The organism is Streptomyces sp. AK02-01A (assembly GCF_033795305.1).
Classification (GTDB): Bacteria; Actinomycetota; Actinomycetes; order Streptomycetales; family Streptomycetaceae; genus Streptomyces.
In genome coordinates this window covers 1-14,417 of record NZ_JARBAE010000081.1, presented here as the reverse complement: position 1 = coordinate 14,417, position 14,417 = coordinate 1, and the positions used below count along the sequence as shown (strand labels likewise).

Below are 14,417 nucleotides of genomic sequence, written 5' to 3'. Positions count from 1 at the left end.
CACGTACAGGACCCTCAGCAAGTCCTATCGTTGCAGCTCAGAGGCACTTTCTGCTTTCTCGACCACCTGCCGGACAGCACCCCTCACGAAAGCCCGAGGTTAGGCGCCAGGTGCGCGTTTGCGGGCAGGTGTCCGGAACTCGAACGGGGCGAGGCACTGCTCACGGAGCGCATCGCAGCATGATCTTGGTCTTGTGGGATATCGACCGCACACTGCTTTACGCCGGCGGCATCGACCGGATGGTGTACCAGGAACTCTTCCAGGAGATCATCGGCCGCGCCCCGGAGGCACTCCCCGCCAAAGGAACAGGTATCACCATGCCCCTGGCCGTGCGTGAACTCCTCTCCGTCAACGGGATACCCAACGCAGAGCTCGACCACCTGTCCCAGCGGATTGTCGCTCGTATGCCCGACCAACTCGATCGCCACCGTGATGCTTTGCGCGCACACGGATACCTGATGCCTGGTGCGGTAACCGCCCTCGCAACTGTGCGGCGAACCCCATGGGTCATACCGTCCGTTGTGACTGGGAACCTCAGGGGAAGCGCTGAGATCAAGCTGTCCACGTTCGGCCTGTCCGACCAAGTTGAGATAGCCATCGGCGGATACGCCTCCGACGACTCACATCGGCCTGCACTGGTACGCATCGCACAGGGAAGGGCTCAGGCAGCGTACGGACACCGATTCACCTGGACCAACACGGTCATTGTTGGTGACTCACTTGAAGATGTACGTACGGGACGCGAGGGTGGCGCCAGAGTCATTGGGATCGCTTCTGGTACCACCTCGGCGCAAGATTTGGCGGGAGCGGGAGCCGACCATGTACTGCGTGACCTCAAAGACGCCGATCGTCTCGTGCGTCTGATTACCGCTGTCGGCGGCCATTGAACGGGCCCCGCACGTGCGCGCCAGGCGGAAGGGCGAACTGCCGAACCACGCCGAGGCTCGGAAGGACGTTCGGTTCGCGGGTAAGACGCTTGACGACGTAGAGCTGAACTGTCGGAACGGGCCGGGAGGGCCCTCGTGGCTGCCTCCGCTTCGGTGGCCGCGCTTGGGTTCGCTCATCGCCAGTCGTACGTCTGGTCGGTGATGGGCGGGAGCATCATGTGGCTGGGTGGGGCAGCGAAATTGGCAAGTTGGCGGAGCGCTTCCCCGGCGGCGGGATAGAGGTGGACAGCGGTCGCCTTCGCGACGGGGATCCACACCACCCGGGTGCGGTCATCAGCGTCCAGTTCGCAGGTTGCCATGGTATGGCGGACGTCGCGCGGAATGGACACGACGTGGATGAGGTGAATACGGCGGAAGGGCCGGTTGCTGCCGGGGCGCGTAGTTGTCTGGTCCTGTACCCAGCACAGTTTTGGCTGATCAGGAAGGCTGGTCACGTTGAGGTCGAGTTCCTCCTTGAGTTCGCGGGCCAGTGCGTTCGGAACTTCTTCGTTGGGGTGGAGGAGTCCGCCGGGGAGGGAGTATTGGTCGCCGTCGGGGCGGTATCGATGGATCAAACAGATCTCGTTGCCCTCGACGATGGCGGCGCAGGCGCGGACCGCGATGGTGGGGGCGGGCTCGGTTGCCTCATTCAAGAGGGGAGTCCTGGAACGGCAAGGCCCTGGGCATGAGCTGCGGCGTTGTTGGCGGCCAGCCACCCGGTTGTGTTGCCGCAGTCGAAGTAGCTGCCGACGACGGGGTGGATCAGCGTGTCGTGGTCGCGGGCGAACGCAGTGATCGCGTCGGTGGCCTGGTACTCGCCGTTGGGGGCGGGCGCAAGCTTTTCGAAATACGCGATTGCTTCGGCGGGGAGTAGGGCCCGGCTGATATTGATGTAGGCCGTCGATGCGCTGTACTCGGTCGGCTTCTCCAGCAGGTCGTCGAGGATCTGGTGGCCGTTGGCGGCGTGGCGGGGCCGGAGGATGCCGTATCGGTGGGCGTCGGTGCCGGGGACCGTGGCGGCGGCGATGGCACCGGGGGCGGTGGCAGCGGTGCGGGCGGCAGCGAGGTGGGCGAGATCGGATCCGCCGTCGGTGCGCAGAAGCAGATCGTCGCCGGCGATGAGGAAGAAGTCCTGGTCGGCGATGAAGTCGGCGGCGAGGATGGCGGGCAGGGCCGTTCCGTACCGGCCGGTATCCCGGGGCTGCTCGATGAAGGTAAAGTCGGCCTGGTCGTGGAGGCGCGCGATCGGCGCATATTTGTTCTGCCAGCCGCGGGCAGCGAAGTAGTTCTTCATGCCGCGATCTTCGGTGAAGTAGTGGCGGATCTGACGTCCACTCTCGCCGGCGGCGGTGACGATCGCGATTTCGCGTACTCCGGCGGCCACGCAGTCGGCGACCGCGTAGGCCAGGACGGGCTGATCCAGGACCGGCAGCATGCACTTGTTGATCGTCTTGGCGATGGGAAAGAAGCGGGTTCCCATGCCAGCGACGGCGATGACGGCCCTCACGCGTTGCCCCTTCGGATGACGGATCCGGCTTCCAGCCGTGATGCGTCGGCGGCGGCCGGCTGGCCTGGATAGGCAGGCCAGTCTACGCATACCGTCCGCGAAATCCGCGAACGCGCACACTCCGCGTGCTGAAGGTTCAACTCGGCGGGCCGCCAGCGCTATTGGGCGTCGGCGGCTCGGGGTGCGTGTCGAGCGTTGGTCAGCGTGGTAGGTGGGTCATGGTGAGAGCGATGGGCGCGGTTTTTGCGGTGGCGGCGGCTGCGAGGGAGCCGGTTTCCTGGATGTGGTCCCAGAATGGCGTGGGCCGGGAGGCAGGGTCGGGTCCGTGGCGCAGGGCCTGCTGGTAAACGCTGTTCAGCATGGCGTCATAGTCGCGGGGTGCGCCGACTTGCCCGTCGACGTAGTGATGCAGGGCTGCGACGCCGACCTCAGCGACAGTGTGACTGGTGTGCTGGATGGCGGCGAGGAGTTCGGTGTCGAAGGAGAGGCTTTGGTCGGCGACATGGGGCAGCGCGGTGGCGAGGACAGCCGGAGTGAAAGCCTTGAAGCCGGCTTGGGGGTCGGTGACGTCGAGGGCGAGGAGTTCGGTGACGGCTTGCTGGTAGAGCAGGGTGACGGGAGTGGGGCCGGAGGGTGGGTAGTAGCCGTGAGAGTCGGGTTGGCGGCGTGATCCGATGGCGGCGCCGACGTTGGGGCGGTCGAGTGCGGCGAGGTGGAGGCCGAGCTGGTCGAGGGGGTAGGTGAGGTCGAGGTCGGTGTAGGCGAGGGTGGTGTGGCCGGCAGCGTGGAGCTGGGCCAAGCCCCACAGCACCGCTCCGCCTTTGGTGCTGGTGTCGTCGGTGCGGGTCGCCACGGTGTAGCGGATCTGCGGGTGGTGACCGAGGACCTGTCGGGCGGCGTGAGCGGAGGAGCCGTCGGGGTCCTCGTCGACGAGCAGGAGGTGGGCGCGGGCTTCTGGGCGGGCGTCCAGGAGCCAGCCCAGTTGATCGGTCTTGGTGGTGAGCGCGTCCTGCCCTCCGGTGGTGTCAGGGGCGGGCGGGGCGAGGCGGTGGACCTCGGAGCGCATGGGGATGACGATGCCGAGGTCGGGCGCGGTGGGGCGGGTGAGCAGTAGCGTTTTGGAACGGGCCGCTTTGAGAGCGGCGATCAGGCCGTGGATGTGGAGGGCGCCGGGGATTTTGTCGCGGCGGTTTTTGGCGTGTGCCCGGATAAATGTGATGAGCAGGGTGTCGTCGAAGTGCGGGAGGGGGCTGTGGCCGAGGTGGCCGGTGAGGTGGTCGGCGACTGTGTGCAGCAGTACGCGGCCCGCCGGGTCGGAGGCCCAGCACTGGTCCGGCGTGGGCAACGTCCCGTGTTCGTGGTGGGTGCGGACGTGGTCGGCGAGGAGGTCGTAGCCGGCCACTAGGGCGCGCTGGCTGGGATCCCACGTGGAGCCGTCCGCTGTGGCGGTGGCCGCGGTCCAGGCTTCTTCCCAGACCGGAGGGTGTGCGCGGCTGGTGTGGGAGGCTGCGGTGACGTGCCGCCAGCGGGCCTGGACGGCGGGCCAGTGGCAGTCGAGGTCGCCGCTGGCGGCAAGCGTTGGCGCGGCCAGGTGCGCGATGGCGAGGGCGCGGCCGGCGTTCTCGGGTGTGTCGGCCGCGTTCTTCAGGGCGTCGAACCAAAGGGTGGCGGCCAGGGTGAGGCCGCCGGTATGGGCGGAGATGGCAGAGATCGTCTCGTCGCGGCGGGCGGTGAGTTCGGCACCGATCCGATGGCGCCGGGTGCGCTCGCGGGCGGCTGAGGCGGCTTGGTCGAAGGCACTTGCCGGGGCTACCGCGCGGGCGGCGAGCAGGGTGGCGAGCGCCGCATCGGTCGGTCCGTTCAGCATGGGCGCCGTTAAGACGGCAGCCAGGAGTTCCTGAAGGGCCTCGGGGTCGGCGGCGACCGCAGACTTGGCGAAGCGGGCGCTGTTCAGGTAGGGGCCGTCGATCGTCTCGGGCTGGTGGGCGAGCGCGGCGATCGCGCGGGCGAAGCGATGGCATGCGCCAGTGCCGGTCGGGAAGAGGAGTTTCCTGAGCCGGGCGGTAGCGTCCTTGGCCTGCGGTCGGCGAGCCACCAGAAGCGCGAGGCTGGACGGGGGGAGGTCGGTGCGGGCCTCCAGCGCGATGGTGATCCGCTCGGCAGTCGCCGGATCGGTGACCGCGAGAAGGGAGCGGACCGTGGCTGGTTCGAGCGCCGCCTGCTCGGCCAGGCGCACTGCGAGGTCGGTGTCGGCACTGGTTGTCCGCTCGGTGAGCAGTGGGGATTGGGCCAGGGGCAGGTAGGTGCGGGATGCGGCGGCGGTCATCAGCTGAGCCTTCCGGAGACGAGGTCGGCGGCCTGGCGGGCCGTGTGGACGGGGTAGAGCAAGTTCTGGCGCAGGAACGTCCGCTCGAACGGACTGAGATCGGTGTGGACGACGACGGTGGACGCGGTGATGTCAAGGCGGGCATCCGATCGGCTGACGCGCGCGAGGAGCTGACGGACGGTCTCCTCATCTGGCGCCTGGGCGGTCGCACAGGTTTGGTGCTGCGCGGCGGGGCAGTGCAGGCGGCAGTTCGTCTCGGGCAGGTCGTAGTGACCGTTGTAGTCAGGAATCCAGCTGCCGCGCTCGACCGAGCGGCCGCACGAGGAGCGCTTGAGGACCGCGGGCCGTCGGCTCACGGGGACATCGGCATACACCTCGTCGAACATGCGCATGATGCGCCGCTCGGTGGCTCCTGTCAGCAGCTTTTTTCCCGGAGTGAAGGAACCGCTGGGCAGTGGCAGGCCGTAGGTCATGAAGCTGTGGATGTGGTCGTCGCCGAATTTGAGGCCGCCGAGGACGACGGTGCGGGCGCCGGCCTCCTTGAAGGTCTCCCAGACGTGGCGAAGGTGGGCGTCGCTGGTGTTGAGGCCCTCGGCGATTGGCCGGTAGTAGGCCAGCACGTTGATCTTTTCGGAGGTGAGGACGCGGCGCAGGAAGTTGAGGCGGCGCTGGCGGTTGGGCGGCTCGATCGCCTCGGGCATCGCGGCGTAGCAGACGTTGACGTCCAGGTCGACGTTGGTCAGCGACTCCAGGCACTCGATCTGCTCGTCAGACAGGGTGTGCTTCGTGATGCACGAGGTGCGGTTGGTCAGGCCCAGGCCGTCGAGCAATTGCAGAGCGCGCCAGGTTCTGGGCCACAGTTTGGGCAAGAACGCCTCGGACGTGGACATGTGTAGGCCGATCGGGGTGACGTGCGGTGTGAACCAGGGGTGGGCCAGCAGCCGTTCCACCGCCTCTTCTGCCGACAGAAAGCCCTTTGGCTCCCACGAGCCCAGGTAGTTGTCCACGGTGTCGCCCTCGCGCCGGTAGCAATAGGCGCACATCAGCGGGCAGCCGATTCCGAAGTCAACGGAGACCCCGCCCTTCATCTGGGACACCATGTAGGTGGTGTTCAGGCCGTCGGGGCCGGCCATCGCCTGGGTGGCGGCGATCTCCTGAGGGCTGGCCACGGGCCGGAAGCCCTCAGGCAACACGGTCTTGAGCGCGAGAGGGGCGTCCGGCGTACCGACGATGCCCGGGTAGGCGAAGGTGCAGCGCAGGGCGAAGTGCAGCGCCTCAACCTGCGCTGCGTCGAGATGGTGAACCGCCCTGAGCCGGCGCAGGTTCCGGGCGGGCAGTTCCTGTAGTGGGATACGGCGGCCGGTCGGCTCGTGGAGCAGCCGCCTGCCGGCGACGTCGGCGAGCGCCTGTTCCAGCGGCCCGTCGCACAGGTGCCGGGCAGCGGCGACAACTGGGTAGGGGTCGGTGACATCCAAAAAGCTCTGTAATACCCGTGCGGCCTCGGCGCGCACCGGTCCGCGGTGCAGCACTAGTGGCCCAGCAGCGACAAGCTGTTCCAGAGCGGTGTGGTGAGGAGGGGCGGAGTTCGTGGTCACAGTGGTGCCTCCGTAGGGTTGATGCCCGGCCGCGCGGTGGTCTGAGTCCATGAGCGCGGTGCGCGTACGTGCGGGTGGCCGGCGGCGATCAGCGCGGCCAGGTCATGGCGGTTAAGGGCGATGCCGTGGTTGCGTGCGTGGTCGTGGTGGGCCCAGGCGCGGTCGCCAGGGAGCCGGGCGCTGTGCTCGGCCAGGGCGTGGGCGAACTCGGCAACAGCGCCTGACAGTCGGGTGGCGGTGCCCAGGCGGTCCGGGTCGATGGCCAGGCACAGCAGCCCCCGGCCGTCCGCGCCCCGGGGCAGCGTCGAGCTTCCGGTCAGCGCGCCGACCAGCAGCTCCAGCACGATCGCCAGCGCCTGGCCCCGCTCGCCGGACGGCAGCAGCACAGTTGCCGCTGCCGCGTCGCGGGTCGCCCGTCCCCTCTCGTCGAGCGCGCAGCCCTCGGGCAGCTCCCGCCCGGCGCGGGCGTGCTCGTGGAGACGTCCCCAGGACATCGCCCCAGCAGCGAGGTCCACCAGCACCGGTCGCTTGGCATCGGGGCCGGGGACGGCGACGGCCAGGGCACAGTTGCCGAGCAGCGCGGTGCCGGGGCCGCCCAGCACGGCGACACTCGGGGAGGAAGTCTGTGCGGCCAGCACGCCGACGAGCCCCAGCCGGGCCAGGTGGGCGGCCGGAACGCCGAGCGCCCCGGCGTGGCCCGCGTTGCGTACAGCGACCAGGCCAAGGCCGGTACGGTGGGCGCGGTCGGTGGCGGCTTCGACTGCGTAGCGGGCCGCCAAGGCCCCCGGGGCCAGATCCCCGTCCAAGACCAGGCAGCCCTCCCCGGACTGGACAGCTCGCACCGTCGGCCGGGGGTTGAGACGTCCACAGCGCAGTTTCTCGGCGTAGCCAGGGGCGAGCCTGCTGCCGTGGCCGAAGACACCCCGAAGATCTGCCTCCACCTGCGCGCCGGCGACGGTGCGTGCCCCCGCCCGCGTCATCCCGGCAGCCCGGTACAAGCGCACCAGATAGTCGTCCAGTTGGGCGGCCGGAACCACGGTCACCATGTCGCACCCCGGACGGGGACCCTGGCATAAGAGTGCCCGTGCCCCAGGAGCATGGCCGCCACGGCCTCCGTGCTAAAGCGATGCGGGCTGAACGCGGCCACCAGAACATCAGCCGGGGAGCCGGCCAGGTCGTCCGGATCGCCAAGTGCGACCTGCACAATCGTCCGCCCCCGACCCGCCCAGCGCGCCGCCTCCGTCGAGGCCGCGCTGCCTCCGTCCGCCGTTCGGGTGTCGTATCCGTAGATCACAACCGCCCCGACGCCGTAGGGCAACACGGCGCCTGCGGTGGCGGGCAGGACGGGTCGATGCGCGCCGAGTGCGGCGGGCAGCAGGTCGGGGGCTAGGCGGGCGCTGTCGGCCCGCCGCTGCCGGGTGTCCGGCACCCGCACCGCCGCCACCGCGTCGGTGGCGTTGAGAGGCAGAAGATGAGAGCCTCGCACCGTCGCCACCGACGCCGTCGCGATTCGCTCGGCAGCTCGCTCGGCGGCTGCGTTTGCCTCCTCCCACGCTGGCCGCGCAGTGCCAGGGCACAGACCGAAGCGGCGACGCAGCACCAGGACCCGCTTCGCGGACTCCTCCACCCGGCCGCGTCCGATCCGGCCGCCAGAGACAGCTCCGGCAAGCGCTTGGGCAACGGCCGCGCGGCGCCGTATCGCCCTCGCCCGCTGCGTGAAATCTTGGCCGCCGCGGGAGACTTCAGAGTCCAGCATCACGAGGTCCACCCCGGCTGCCACGGCCGCCACAGCAGCTTCGGCAAGGCCGCCGAATGGCTCGTTCACTGAGGGGATCGACAGGTTCTCGCTGACGACAACGCCCTCGAAACCGAGTTGGTCCCGCAGCAGCCTGATCACCCGCTGGGACGCCAGCGCGGGGCGATCGTCGAGAGCCCGGACAGTGTGGCTGCCGACCATCACACACGCCACCCCGGCCTCCACCGCCGCCTGGAAGGGCAACAGCGCCCCCGGGGTGAGCCGGTCAGCGACCGGAGCCGTGTCGTGAGGGTCCGCTGCGATCCCGCCCAGCCCGGGGAAGTGCTTAGCGGTCGCCGCCACGCCGCCGCGTTGCAGACCGCGCACATACGCCGCCGCCAACGTCGCTACCTTCTCCGGGTCTGAGCCGAAGGCACGCGTGCCGACCGCAGAAGCAGCTGGCCGCGCGGCCAGGTCGCACACCGGGGCCAGATTCCACGTCAACCCCAGCGCGCGGAGCTGGCCGGCAACAGCCAAACCCGCCATCTTGGCGAGCTCCGGTTCTCCGGCGGCGCCAAGGGCCAGGCTCCCGGGAAGTTGAGCGACCTGCGGCCAGTCGAGGGCGTCGAGCCGGCCGCTCTCCTGGTTCACGCTCACCAGCAGTTGGCCCGGCTCCGCCTGTTGGGCCCGGTACAGGGCTCCGCGTAGCCGGTACGGATCGGTGATCGTGTCCTTGCCGATTCGTCCGGACGCAGCACCGACTTCCCGGATCAGCAGCTCCTCAGAGTCGCTGTCAACCAGGGAACTTCGGCCAGGCCGGATGATCAGGTCGATCAGGTCCGGCAGATCCGGCGCCGATGAGGTCGATGTTCCACACATACCTCGGTGCTCCTTCCTTAAGCTCTCGTGCTGCGGAACGATGGCGGGGTTTACGAAGTCTGTGGGTGGGGGCCGGCCAACTCGGCGTCCCTCTCTTGGTGAAGGAGTCCTGCGGTGGCCAGGATCCGACGGGCCATTTGCTCGGGGCTGTGCTGCTCGGTGTCGAAGATCAGGAGTGCGCGGTGGCGGCGGCCGAGGTGGTGGAGTAGAGCGGAGTTGAACCGGTGAGCAAAGCTCTCGTCTTCGACGCTGTGCCGATCGCCGATATCGACGCGCTCACGGCGTTCCATCCGGGCGCGGCGCACGGCGGGGGAGGCGTGCACGTAGACGGCGACGTCGAAGGCGGTGAAATGCCGCGATGCCCACAGCGCCAGGGCCGCGGAAAGATATGGGCCGCCGGCGAGCCCGACGGCCATCGTGCGGTCCACGTAACCTTCCTGGATGAGCACAGCACCGCCACAGCGCGGCGGGTCGACCCGGACCAGCAGCGCGTCCAGCGCGAAGCCGCCGGCGAGATAGGCGGCGGTGATCGCGCTTGATTCGTACTGTTGGGAGAGGGGCAGGCGCTTGAGGAGCCTCTCCAAGGGGTGATGCTCGGCAAGCATGCCCCGGTGGCGTAGGGCTGGCACACCTCGCTCGGTGAGGAGGGCCAGCAGGGCATCGACCAAGGTGGTCTTCCCGGACAAGTCCAGGCCGTCGACCAGGATACGAGGCGATCGAACGGGCAACCGGAAATGTGAGCCGTCCGGTGCGCTGGCGCCCATGCCCACCACCTTCGTGCGGGCGAAGTGCCTATTCGGATTGTGCTGACCAACCTGCATTGCGCCTCCTGATGCTGTGGGCCGGCCGGAGCCTGCCGTGGGCGAGAAGAACAACGAGCATGCGGTGGTACGTCAGTCAGTCCTGCACGTCATCACGTGTGACGGTTTTCGCGGCTTCACGATCTGTCGCGTCAGCAGGGAGCGTTCCACGTAGTGATGCACGCCAGGACAAGCCTCAATTCCTTCACGTTGAAGGGAGGCGTCCGCTCTAGGACGTGGCGTGCTGTGGCCTTGCCTTCGAGGCTGTCATCGTGGTGTTCACTGGTCTCCCTCGGCGGGGACTGGGATGGTGCACCAGGTGCTCGTGCCGTTCGGTCCAGTGCCCCACTTGCCGCCGCACTGCTCAGTGATGGCCTGGACGAGAATGAGGCCGCGGCCGTTCTCCGCGTCGTCGGCCGGCTGTTGGATCTCAGGGCGACGACCGGTCTCGTCCGTTACTTCGAGGTGAAGGAAGCCGTGGTTGAGGGCGAGCGTCATCGTGATGGCAGTGCCTTGGCTGTGCGCACCGGCGTTCGTGACCAGCTCGGAGATAATCAGCTCGACGTCATTGGCCAGGATGGAGAGACGGCAGTACTCCAAGCGCGCCCTGACTAGCCGGCGCATCGCGGAGACCCGCCGCGCGTCCTGCGCAGGGATGTCCTGATGCTCGCCTCGGGCACTAATGGTGAAGCGAGCCACCATCGCATCGTGAGTGCGGGGCAGCGTGTGCGCAGGGGCTGTCATCGTCGCAGTCGCCTTCCTTCCCTCCCTGCCTGCTTTGCGGCTGACGTCATCGAGCGATGCACCGACACATAAGGCGTTCTCGTCGTTCAACTCCACACTGATCGGGGCCGTATGGGCGATGCCGAGGTCCATCTCTGCCGGCACTCTTCCGCCGGGCCTCGTCTGCGTTGTGTTGGCGGCCATCGACATTGTTCGTCCTCCGCAAGGTGTGGGTGCCAGGAGAGAACGCGGCAATCAAAAGGGTGAGATGCGACCTGAGCAGTCGTCACGCTCCGCCGTGGCTTCACTACCGTGCCGTGTGCCACAGTTACGTCGCAACGGATACAACGGTGAATATTCTTGTGAGTCAAAATTGGCACATGCCAACGCATGCGCATCGTCTGCTTCAGTGGGAGCATGGCGCGCCACGCTGCCCGCATCAGCGTGATCCGCAAGAGCATGGGCATGATCCACAGGCGCATGGGAAGGGGAGGCGATCGCATGGCACAGAAGCCCAGGCCAACGGTGCGACGCATCGAGCTTGGATACGAGCTACGGCAACTTCGCGAGCGAGCCAAGATGACGTTGGAAGAGGTCGTTTCCTCTGGCGCGGTCAAAGGGCTGTACTTTGCCAAGCTGCAACGAGTCGAGACCGGTCTTCAGGATCTGGGCCTGGCAGCGAGCCTCCGAGCGCTCTTGGCGTTGTACGGCGTGACAGACGATCGGCACGTGGACGAGTTGCTGGAGATCCAGCGCGCCGGGTCGAACCAGGACTGGTGGACCCCCTTCCGCTCGACGATGCCCTCTGGGATGCCTCGCTTCGTAGGGATCGAGACTGCGGCACGAGAAACACTGGCTTTTCATCCGACGCTCGTGCTCGGACTGTTGCAGGCGGAGGCGTACGCGCGCACGCTATATGGGCTGTCGCAGCCCATCGAGGAAACCACGACGGAGTTCATCAAGAAGAACGTCGAACTGCGTATGCGGCGGAAGGAAGCCCTTACCCGGCCGGAGGACCCGTTGACTCTGAGGGCCGTACTGTGGGAACCGGCCCTACGCAACCTCATCGGCGACACGGAGACGATGCGCGACCAGTATAAGGAGATCGCCACGCTGGCTGCTCTTCCTAACGTAACCGTCCAGGTGCTACCGATCCTGCCGCCGAAAGTTCGGGGATACCTGCCAAGCCACGACTTCAGTGTCCTGCATCTGAACGGCGAGCTGCCGAACTCAGTGCAGGTCGACAACGCGTGGAGCGCGACGTCGGTCACTGACAAGCCCCGCGAGGTCGACCGCTTCACAAGAAAGTGGAACACCATCACAGCTTCGGCGCTGCCGCCGGAGGACACGCCCGCATTTCTGGAACAACTCACGCGAGAGATAACTACATGACCAAGATTCCTAACGCCCCTGCGGCCTCCGAGCTGACCGCAGCTGGCGCTGTGTGGTTCAAGTCTTCGTACTCCGACGGTGCTGGAAACAACTGCGTCGAGATCGCGGACCTGTCCCGCACCTCGTTCGCTAGCATCGCAATCCGCGACAGTAAAAATCCCGAAGGCCCTGCTCTACTCGTTACGGCAAGGTCCTTCACAGGACTCATCAACAGCGTCTCGTAAAGGTTCATCCGAGATAGAGTTATGTAGGCGAACGGCCCTCCTCTGGCAAAGAGAGAGGGCCGTCTTGCTCTGCGGGCGCCTCAACCTTGCTCGCTTCTCCAAAGAGGCAAGCATGTGCCACGGTTACGGCACTTCTGCTAGGGGTCCCGAAGGGGGCGAGTTCCCAGTCGACGCCGAGAGTGGTGTCGGGCGTTAGCATGAAGTTCGCGCTGCGTCTTGCGCCCGTGTTCGGACCGGTGGCGTCCAGCCCAACGGTCTCCCGTCTCGTCGATCTTCTCGCCGCGGCCGGGCCGAAGGCGCTCACCCCGATCCGCGCGGCACGAGCCGAAGTACGGACGCCTGTACGGGAGCTGGCTGGTGAAGGCAGTCCGGCCGCCGACGGCAATGTGACCGTGGGAGTCGACGAATACTGGTCCTCACCCACTCCGAGAAGCAGGACGCCACCGAGACTTGGAAGAAAACCTTCGGCCGTCACCCGCTCGTTGCGTTCGTCGCCCACGGCCCGGCCGGATACGAAAACTCGGTGGCCGCCCTGCTGCGGCCCGGGAGCGCAGGATCCGACACCGCCAGCGAAGCATACGTACGCAGGTTCTGTTATCTGAAACGACCACATTGCCTTGGTGAGACGGAGGTCCTGCGGCGGGCGCGTTGGCAGTTGCTCGATCGTTCCTGGGGGTCAGCGTGCGATCCCGAACTGGTGAAGGAGCCCGCCGGCAAATGCCGGATCCGGGCCGTTGCTCAACCCGTTCCCGCTGGACCTGGCTCGTCGTTCCGGCCGCGCGCACGCACACCACAACCCGATGGACGCCTGGGCGCCAGAGCGGACCGGCCGCTACCGGCCCACGGTTCCGCGCCGGATTCCGCGCTCGATCCCGGACGAGTGGTTCAACGCTTGTGTTCGTTGCTCGCTCCTTCGGCCGGACCCGGCCCAGCGCGGCCGATTGGAGGAGATCCGCGACAACCTCCTCGCCCGCATCGCCGAGGCCGAGCGCGAAGGCTGGCTCGGGGAGGTCGAAGGGCTCAGGGTCAGCCTGGCTGGCGCCATAGACAAGCTCGCCCAGGTCGACGCACTAGCCGAGAGACAGTCGGCTGCGGTCCAGCTCGGCATGCCGGGCTTCAGCCGGTCCAGAGGAATTGCTGGGACGCCGAGACCAACGTCATGATCGAAGCCAGAGACGAGCGAAGACGAGGATCAAAACGGAATCGACAGCCCGGCCTCGCGCAGCTGGGAGAGGGCTGTGGACATGCACTGCTGCACCGTCCTCCCATCAGCACGCATGCCATGCTCCAAGGGACCGCCGCTGGCTGCGAACGTCCACGCCGGCGCGCTGTCAGCCACCCTCTCGGCGTCAATCCTGATCATGGCATTCACGCCCTGCTCACCAAGCCATTCCAGGATGAGGAGTGTCACGTCCTCGATGCCACCATCCTGGTCGATCTTTGGCCAGCGGCCCCGGTTTCCTGTCATTGCCCAGACTCTACCGAGGGGTCCGAAGCAGTCGGCGTCCAGCGGTCAGGCCGGGAGGATCAGGGCCTGGTTTTCATTCTGACGAAGAGTTCAGCGCACTCGCTGGCGAAAGAACAGAGTTGGTCTACGACCTGCTGGTACTCCTGCGGATCCCGCACCATGTTCGACGTGGCATCGGTCCACTGCTGCCACAGGCCACCGGCGGCAAGGTATCGGGATGCTCGCTCGGTCCCAAGGACGGCATCGAGGTAAAGCAGTGTGCTGAGAGCAAAGGTCTGGTCGTAGACGAGGTCAGGTTGAGGCAAGTAGCGATCAAGGTATCTGCAGACCAGATCGGCGTCCGCGCTGGTGCCGAAAGTGGCAAGAGTGATGCAGTAGGACCCGCCGTAGGGGCCTCCGCTGGACAGCAAGAGTTCGCCGATGCGGCTGCGGAACTCGGTCCTGCCAGCCACGGCAACCAGCCAGGAGGCAGTTTTACGCTCTCGCCAACCGCCTTCGAAAAGGATGCCGAGCTCAGCGGGAGTGATCTCCCCGGCAGCCTCGACCAGCTCCCTCATGAAAAGGTCGCGCTCAGGCCCGCTCAACCGCAGCGAGCTTCCACCCAACCGCAGGTACCGCCGGCCGGGCGTGACGAATCGTCGGACCAGGTCCATGAGCTCCGGGTCGGTGTTGGCATAGCGCATGGCTGCATCTTTGCCGGGTGAAGCTTCCCCTTGATCGTGGACACCTGGAGACTGGGATCAGTGAAGCTTCCCCTTGATCGTGGACACCTGGAGACTGGGATCAGAGTGGTTCCAGAGGAAGCAGTGACCAGGTGGCAAGCAAGTACACGAAGCGGTACT

General features: G+C 67.0%; 14 protein-coding genes and 1 pseudogene. 5 read left to right on the top strand and 10 right to left on the bottom strand.

Annotated features, from left to right (window positions below):
• Positions 1 to 179 precede the first annotated feature (179 nt).
• Complete coding sequence (locus PV679_RS35080) at positions 180 to 887, top strand: HAD family hydrolase (RefSeq protein ID WP_319685297.1); 708 nt, start codon at positions 180 to 182, stop codon at positions 885 to 887.
• Between the two features lie 173 nt (positions 888 to 1,060).
• Here PV679_RS35080 and PV679_RS35075 read toward each other — a convergent pair whose 3' ends face one another.
• The 8 genes from PV679_RS35075 to PV679_RS35040 form a co-directional block, all read right to left on the bottom strand.
• A complete protein-coding gene (locus PV679_RS35075; RefSeq protein WP_319685295.1) occupies positions 1,061 to 1,579 on the bottom strand; it encodes an NUDIX hydrolase in 519 nt (172 codons plus the stop codon).
• Positions 1,576 to 2,433 (bottom strand): sugar phosphate nucleotidyltransferase, encoded by an 858-nt coding sequence (locus tag PV679_RS35070; RefSeq protein ID WP_319685293.1) that lies wholly within the window; start codon positions 2,431 to 2,433, stop codon positions 1,576 to 1,578. Before PV679_RS35070 ends, PV679_RS35075 begins: the two co-directional genes overlap by 4 nt.
• A gap of 199 nt (positions 2,434 to 2,632) precedes the next feature.
• Entirely contained in the window at positions 2,633 to 4,759 is a 2,127-nt protein-coding gene (locus PV679_RS35065; protein WP_319685291.1) for a hypothetical protein, read from the bottom strand.
• A complete protein-coding gene (locus tag PV679_RS35060; protein WP_319685290.1) occupies positions 4,759 to 6,354 on the bottom strand; it encodes a hypothetical protein in 1,596 nt (531 codons plus the stop codon). The genes PV679_RS35065 and PV679_RS35060 overlap by 1 nt, the downstream gene beginning before the upstream one ends.
• Positions 6,351 to 7,400, bottom strand: coding sequence for an Ldh family oxidoreductase (locus tag PV679_RS35055; RefSeq protein ID WP_319685288.1), 1,050 nt, complete (start codon positions 7,398 to 7,400; stop codon positions 6,351 to 6,353). Before PV679_RS35055 ends, PV679_RS35060 begins: the two co-directional genes overlap by 4 nt.
• A complete protein-coding gene (locus PV679_RS35050; protein ID WP_319685286.1) occupies positions 7,394 to 8,968 on the bottom strand; it encodes a glycoside hydrolase family 3 N-terminal domain-containing protein in 1,575 nt (524 codons plus the stop codon). Before PV679_RS35050 ends, PV679_RS35055 begins: the two co-directional genes overlap by 7 nt.
• A 50-nt stretch (positions 8,969 to 9,018) precedes the next feature.
• Positions 9,019 to 9,789 carry a hypothetical protein gene (locus PV679_RS35045; RefSeq protein WP_319685284.1) on the bottom strand — a complete coding sequence of 257 codons (771 nt, stop codon included), beginning with the start codon at positions 9,787 to 9,789 and terminating at the stop codon, positions 9,019 to 9,021.
• Positions 9,790 to 10,047: 258 nt separating this feature from the next.
• Positions 10,048 to 10,644, bottom strand: a complete 597-nt coding sequence (locus PV679_RS35040) for an ATP-binding protein (protein WP_319685282.1) — start codon at positions 10,642 to 10,644, stop codon at positions 10,048 to 10,050.
• Between the two features lie 264 nt (positions 10,645 to 10,908).
• On the opposite strand from PV679_RS35040, the gene PV679_RS35035 reads away from it, so the two are divergent.
• From PV679_RS35035 to PV679_RS35020, 4 genes and pseudogenes are all read left to right on the top strand, one after another.
• On the top strand, positions 10,909 to 11,883 hold the full coding sequence (locus PV679_RS35035; protein ID WP_319685280.1) for a DUF5753 domain-containing protein: 975 nt from the start codon (positions 10,909 to 10,911) through the stop codon (positions 11,881 to 11,883).
• Positions 11,880 to 12,107, top strand: a complete 228-nt coding sequence (locus tag PV679_RS35030; RefSeq protein ID WP_319685278.1) for a DUF397 domain-containing protein — start codon at positions 11,880 to 11,882, stop codon at positions 12,105 to 12,107. The genes PV679_RS35035 and PV679_RS35030 overlap by 4 nt, the downstream gene beginning before the upstream one ends.
• Before the next feature lie 209 nt (positions 12,108 to 12,316).
• Positions 12,317 to 12,681 (top strand): annotated as a pseudogene (locus PV679_RS35025) (transposase); the annotation flags it as partial.
• 160 nt (positions 12,682 to 12,841) lie between these two features.
• Positions 12,842 to 13,270 (top strand): hypothetical protein, encoded by a 429-nt coding sequence (locus PV679_RS35020; protein ID WP_319685277.1) that lies wholly within the window; start codon positions 12,842 to 12,844, stop codon positions 13,268 to 13,270.
• A 29-nt stretch (positions 13,271 to 13,299) separates the two neighbouring features.
• Here the strand turns inward: PV679_RS35020 and PV679_RS35015 are convergent, their stop codons facing one another.
• A complete protein-coding gene (locus tag PV679_RS35015) occupies positions 13,300 to 13,575 on the bottom strand; it encodes a hypothetical protein (protein WP_319685275.1) in 276 nt (91 codons plus the stop codon).
• 59 nt (positions 13,576 to 13,634) lie between these two features.
• Entirely contained in the window at positions 13,635 to 14,258 is a 624-nt protein-coding gene (locus tag PV679_RS35010) for a DUF6000 family protein (RefSeq protein ID WP_319685273.1), read from the bottom strand.
• Positions 14,259 to 14,417 lie beyond the last annotated feature (159 nt).

What these genes read in the sequence shown, in the direction of transcription:
- PV679_RS35045 (WP_319685284.1), bottom strand. Translation starts at nt 9,789, where the DNA reads ATGCAGGTTGGTCAGCACAATCCGAATAGGCACTTCGCCCGCACGAAG.
- PV679_RS35050 (WP_319685286.1), bottom strand. Translation starts at nt 8,968, where the DNA reads ATGTGTGGAACATCGACCTCATCGGCGCCGGATCTGCCGGACCTGATC.
- PV679_RS35030 (WP_319685278.1), top strand. Translation starts at nt 11,880, where the DNA reads ATGACCAAGATTCCTAACGCCCCTGCGGCCTCCGAGCTGACCGCAGCT.
- PV679_RS35010 (WP_319685273.1), bottom strand. Translation starts at nt 14,258, where the DNA reads ATGCGCTATGCCAACACCGACCCGGAGCTCATGGACCTGGTCCGACGA.
- PV679_RS35035 (WP_319685280.1), top strand. Translation starts at nt 10,909, where the DNA reads ATGGCGCGCCACGCTGCCCGCATCAGCGTGATCCGCAAGAGCATGGGC.
- PV679_RS35065 (WP_319685291.1), bottom strand. Translation starts at nt 4,759, where the DNA reads ATGACCGCCGCCGCATCCCGCACCTACCTGCCCCTGGCCCAATCCCCA.
- PV679_RS35080 (WP_319685297.1), top strand. Translation starts at nt 180, where the DNA reads ATGATCTTGGTCTTGTGGGATATCGACCGCACACTGCTTTACGCCGGC.
- PV679_RS35040 (WP_319685282.1), bottom strand. Translation starts at nt 10,644, where the DNA reads ATGGACCTCGGCATCGCCCATACGGCCCCGATCAGTGTGGAGTTGAAC.
- PV679_RS35015 (WP_319685275.1), bottom strand. Translation starts at nt 13,575, where the DNA reads ATGACAGGAAACCGGGGCCGCTGGCCAAAGATCGACCAGGATGGTGGC.
- PV679_RS35055 (WP_319685288.1), bottom strand. Translation starts at nt 7,400, where the DNA reads ATGGTGACCGTGGTTCCGGCCGCCCAACTGGACGACTATCTGGTGCGC.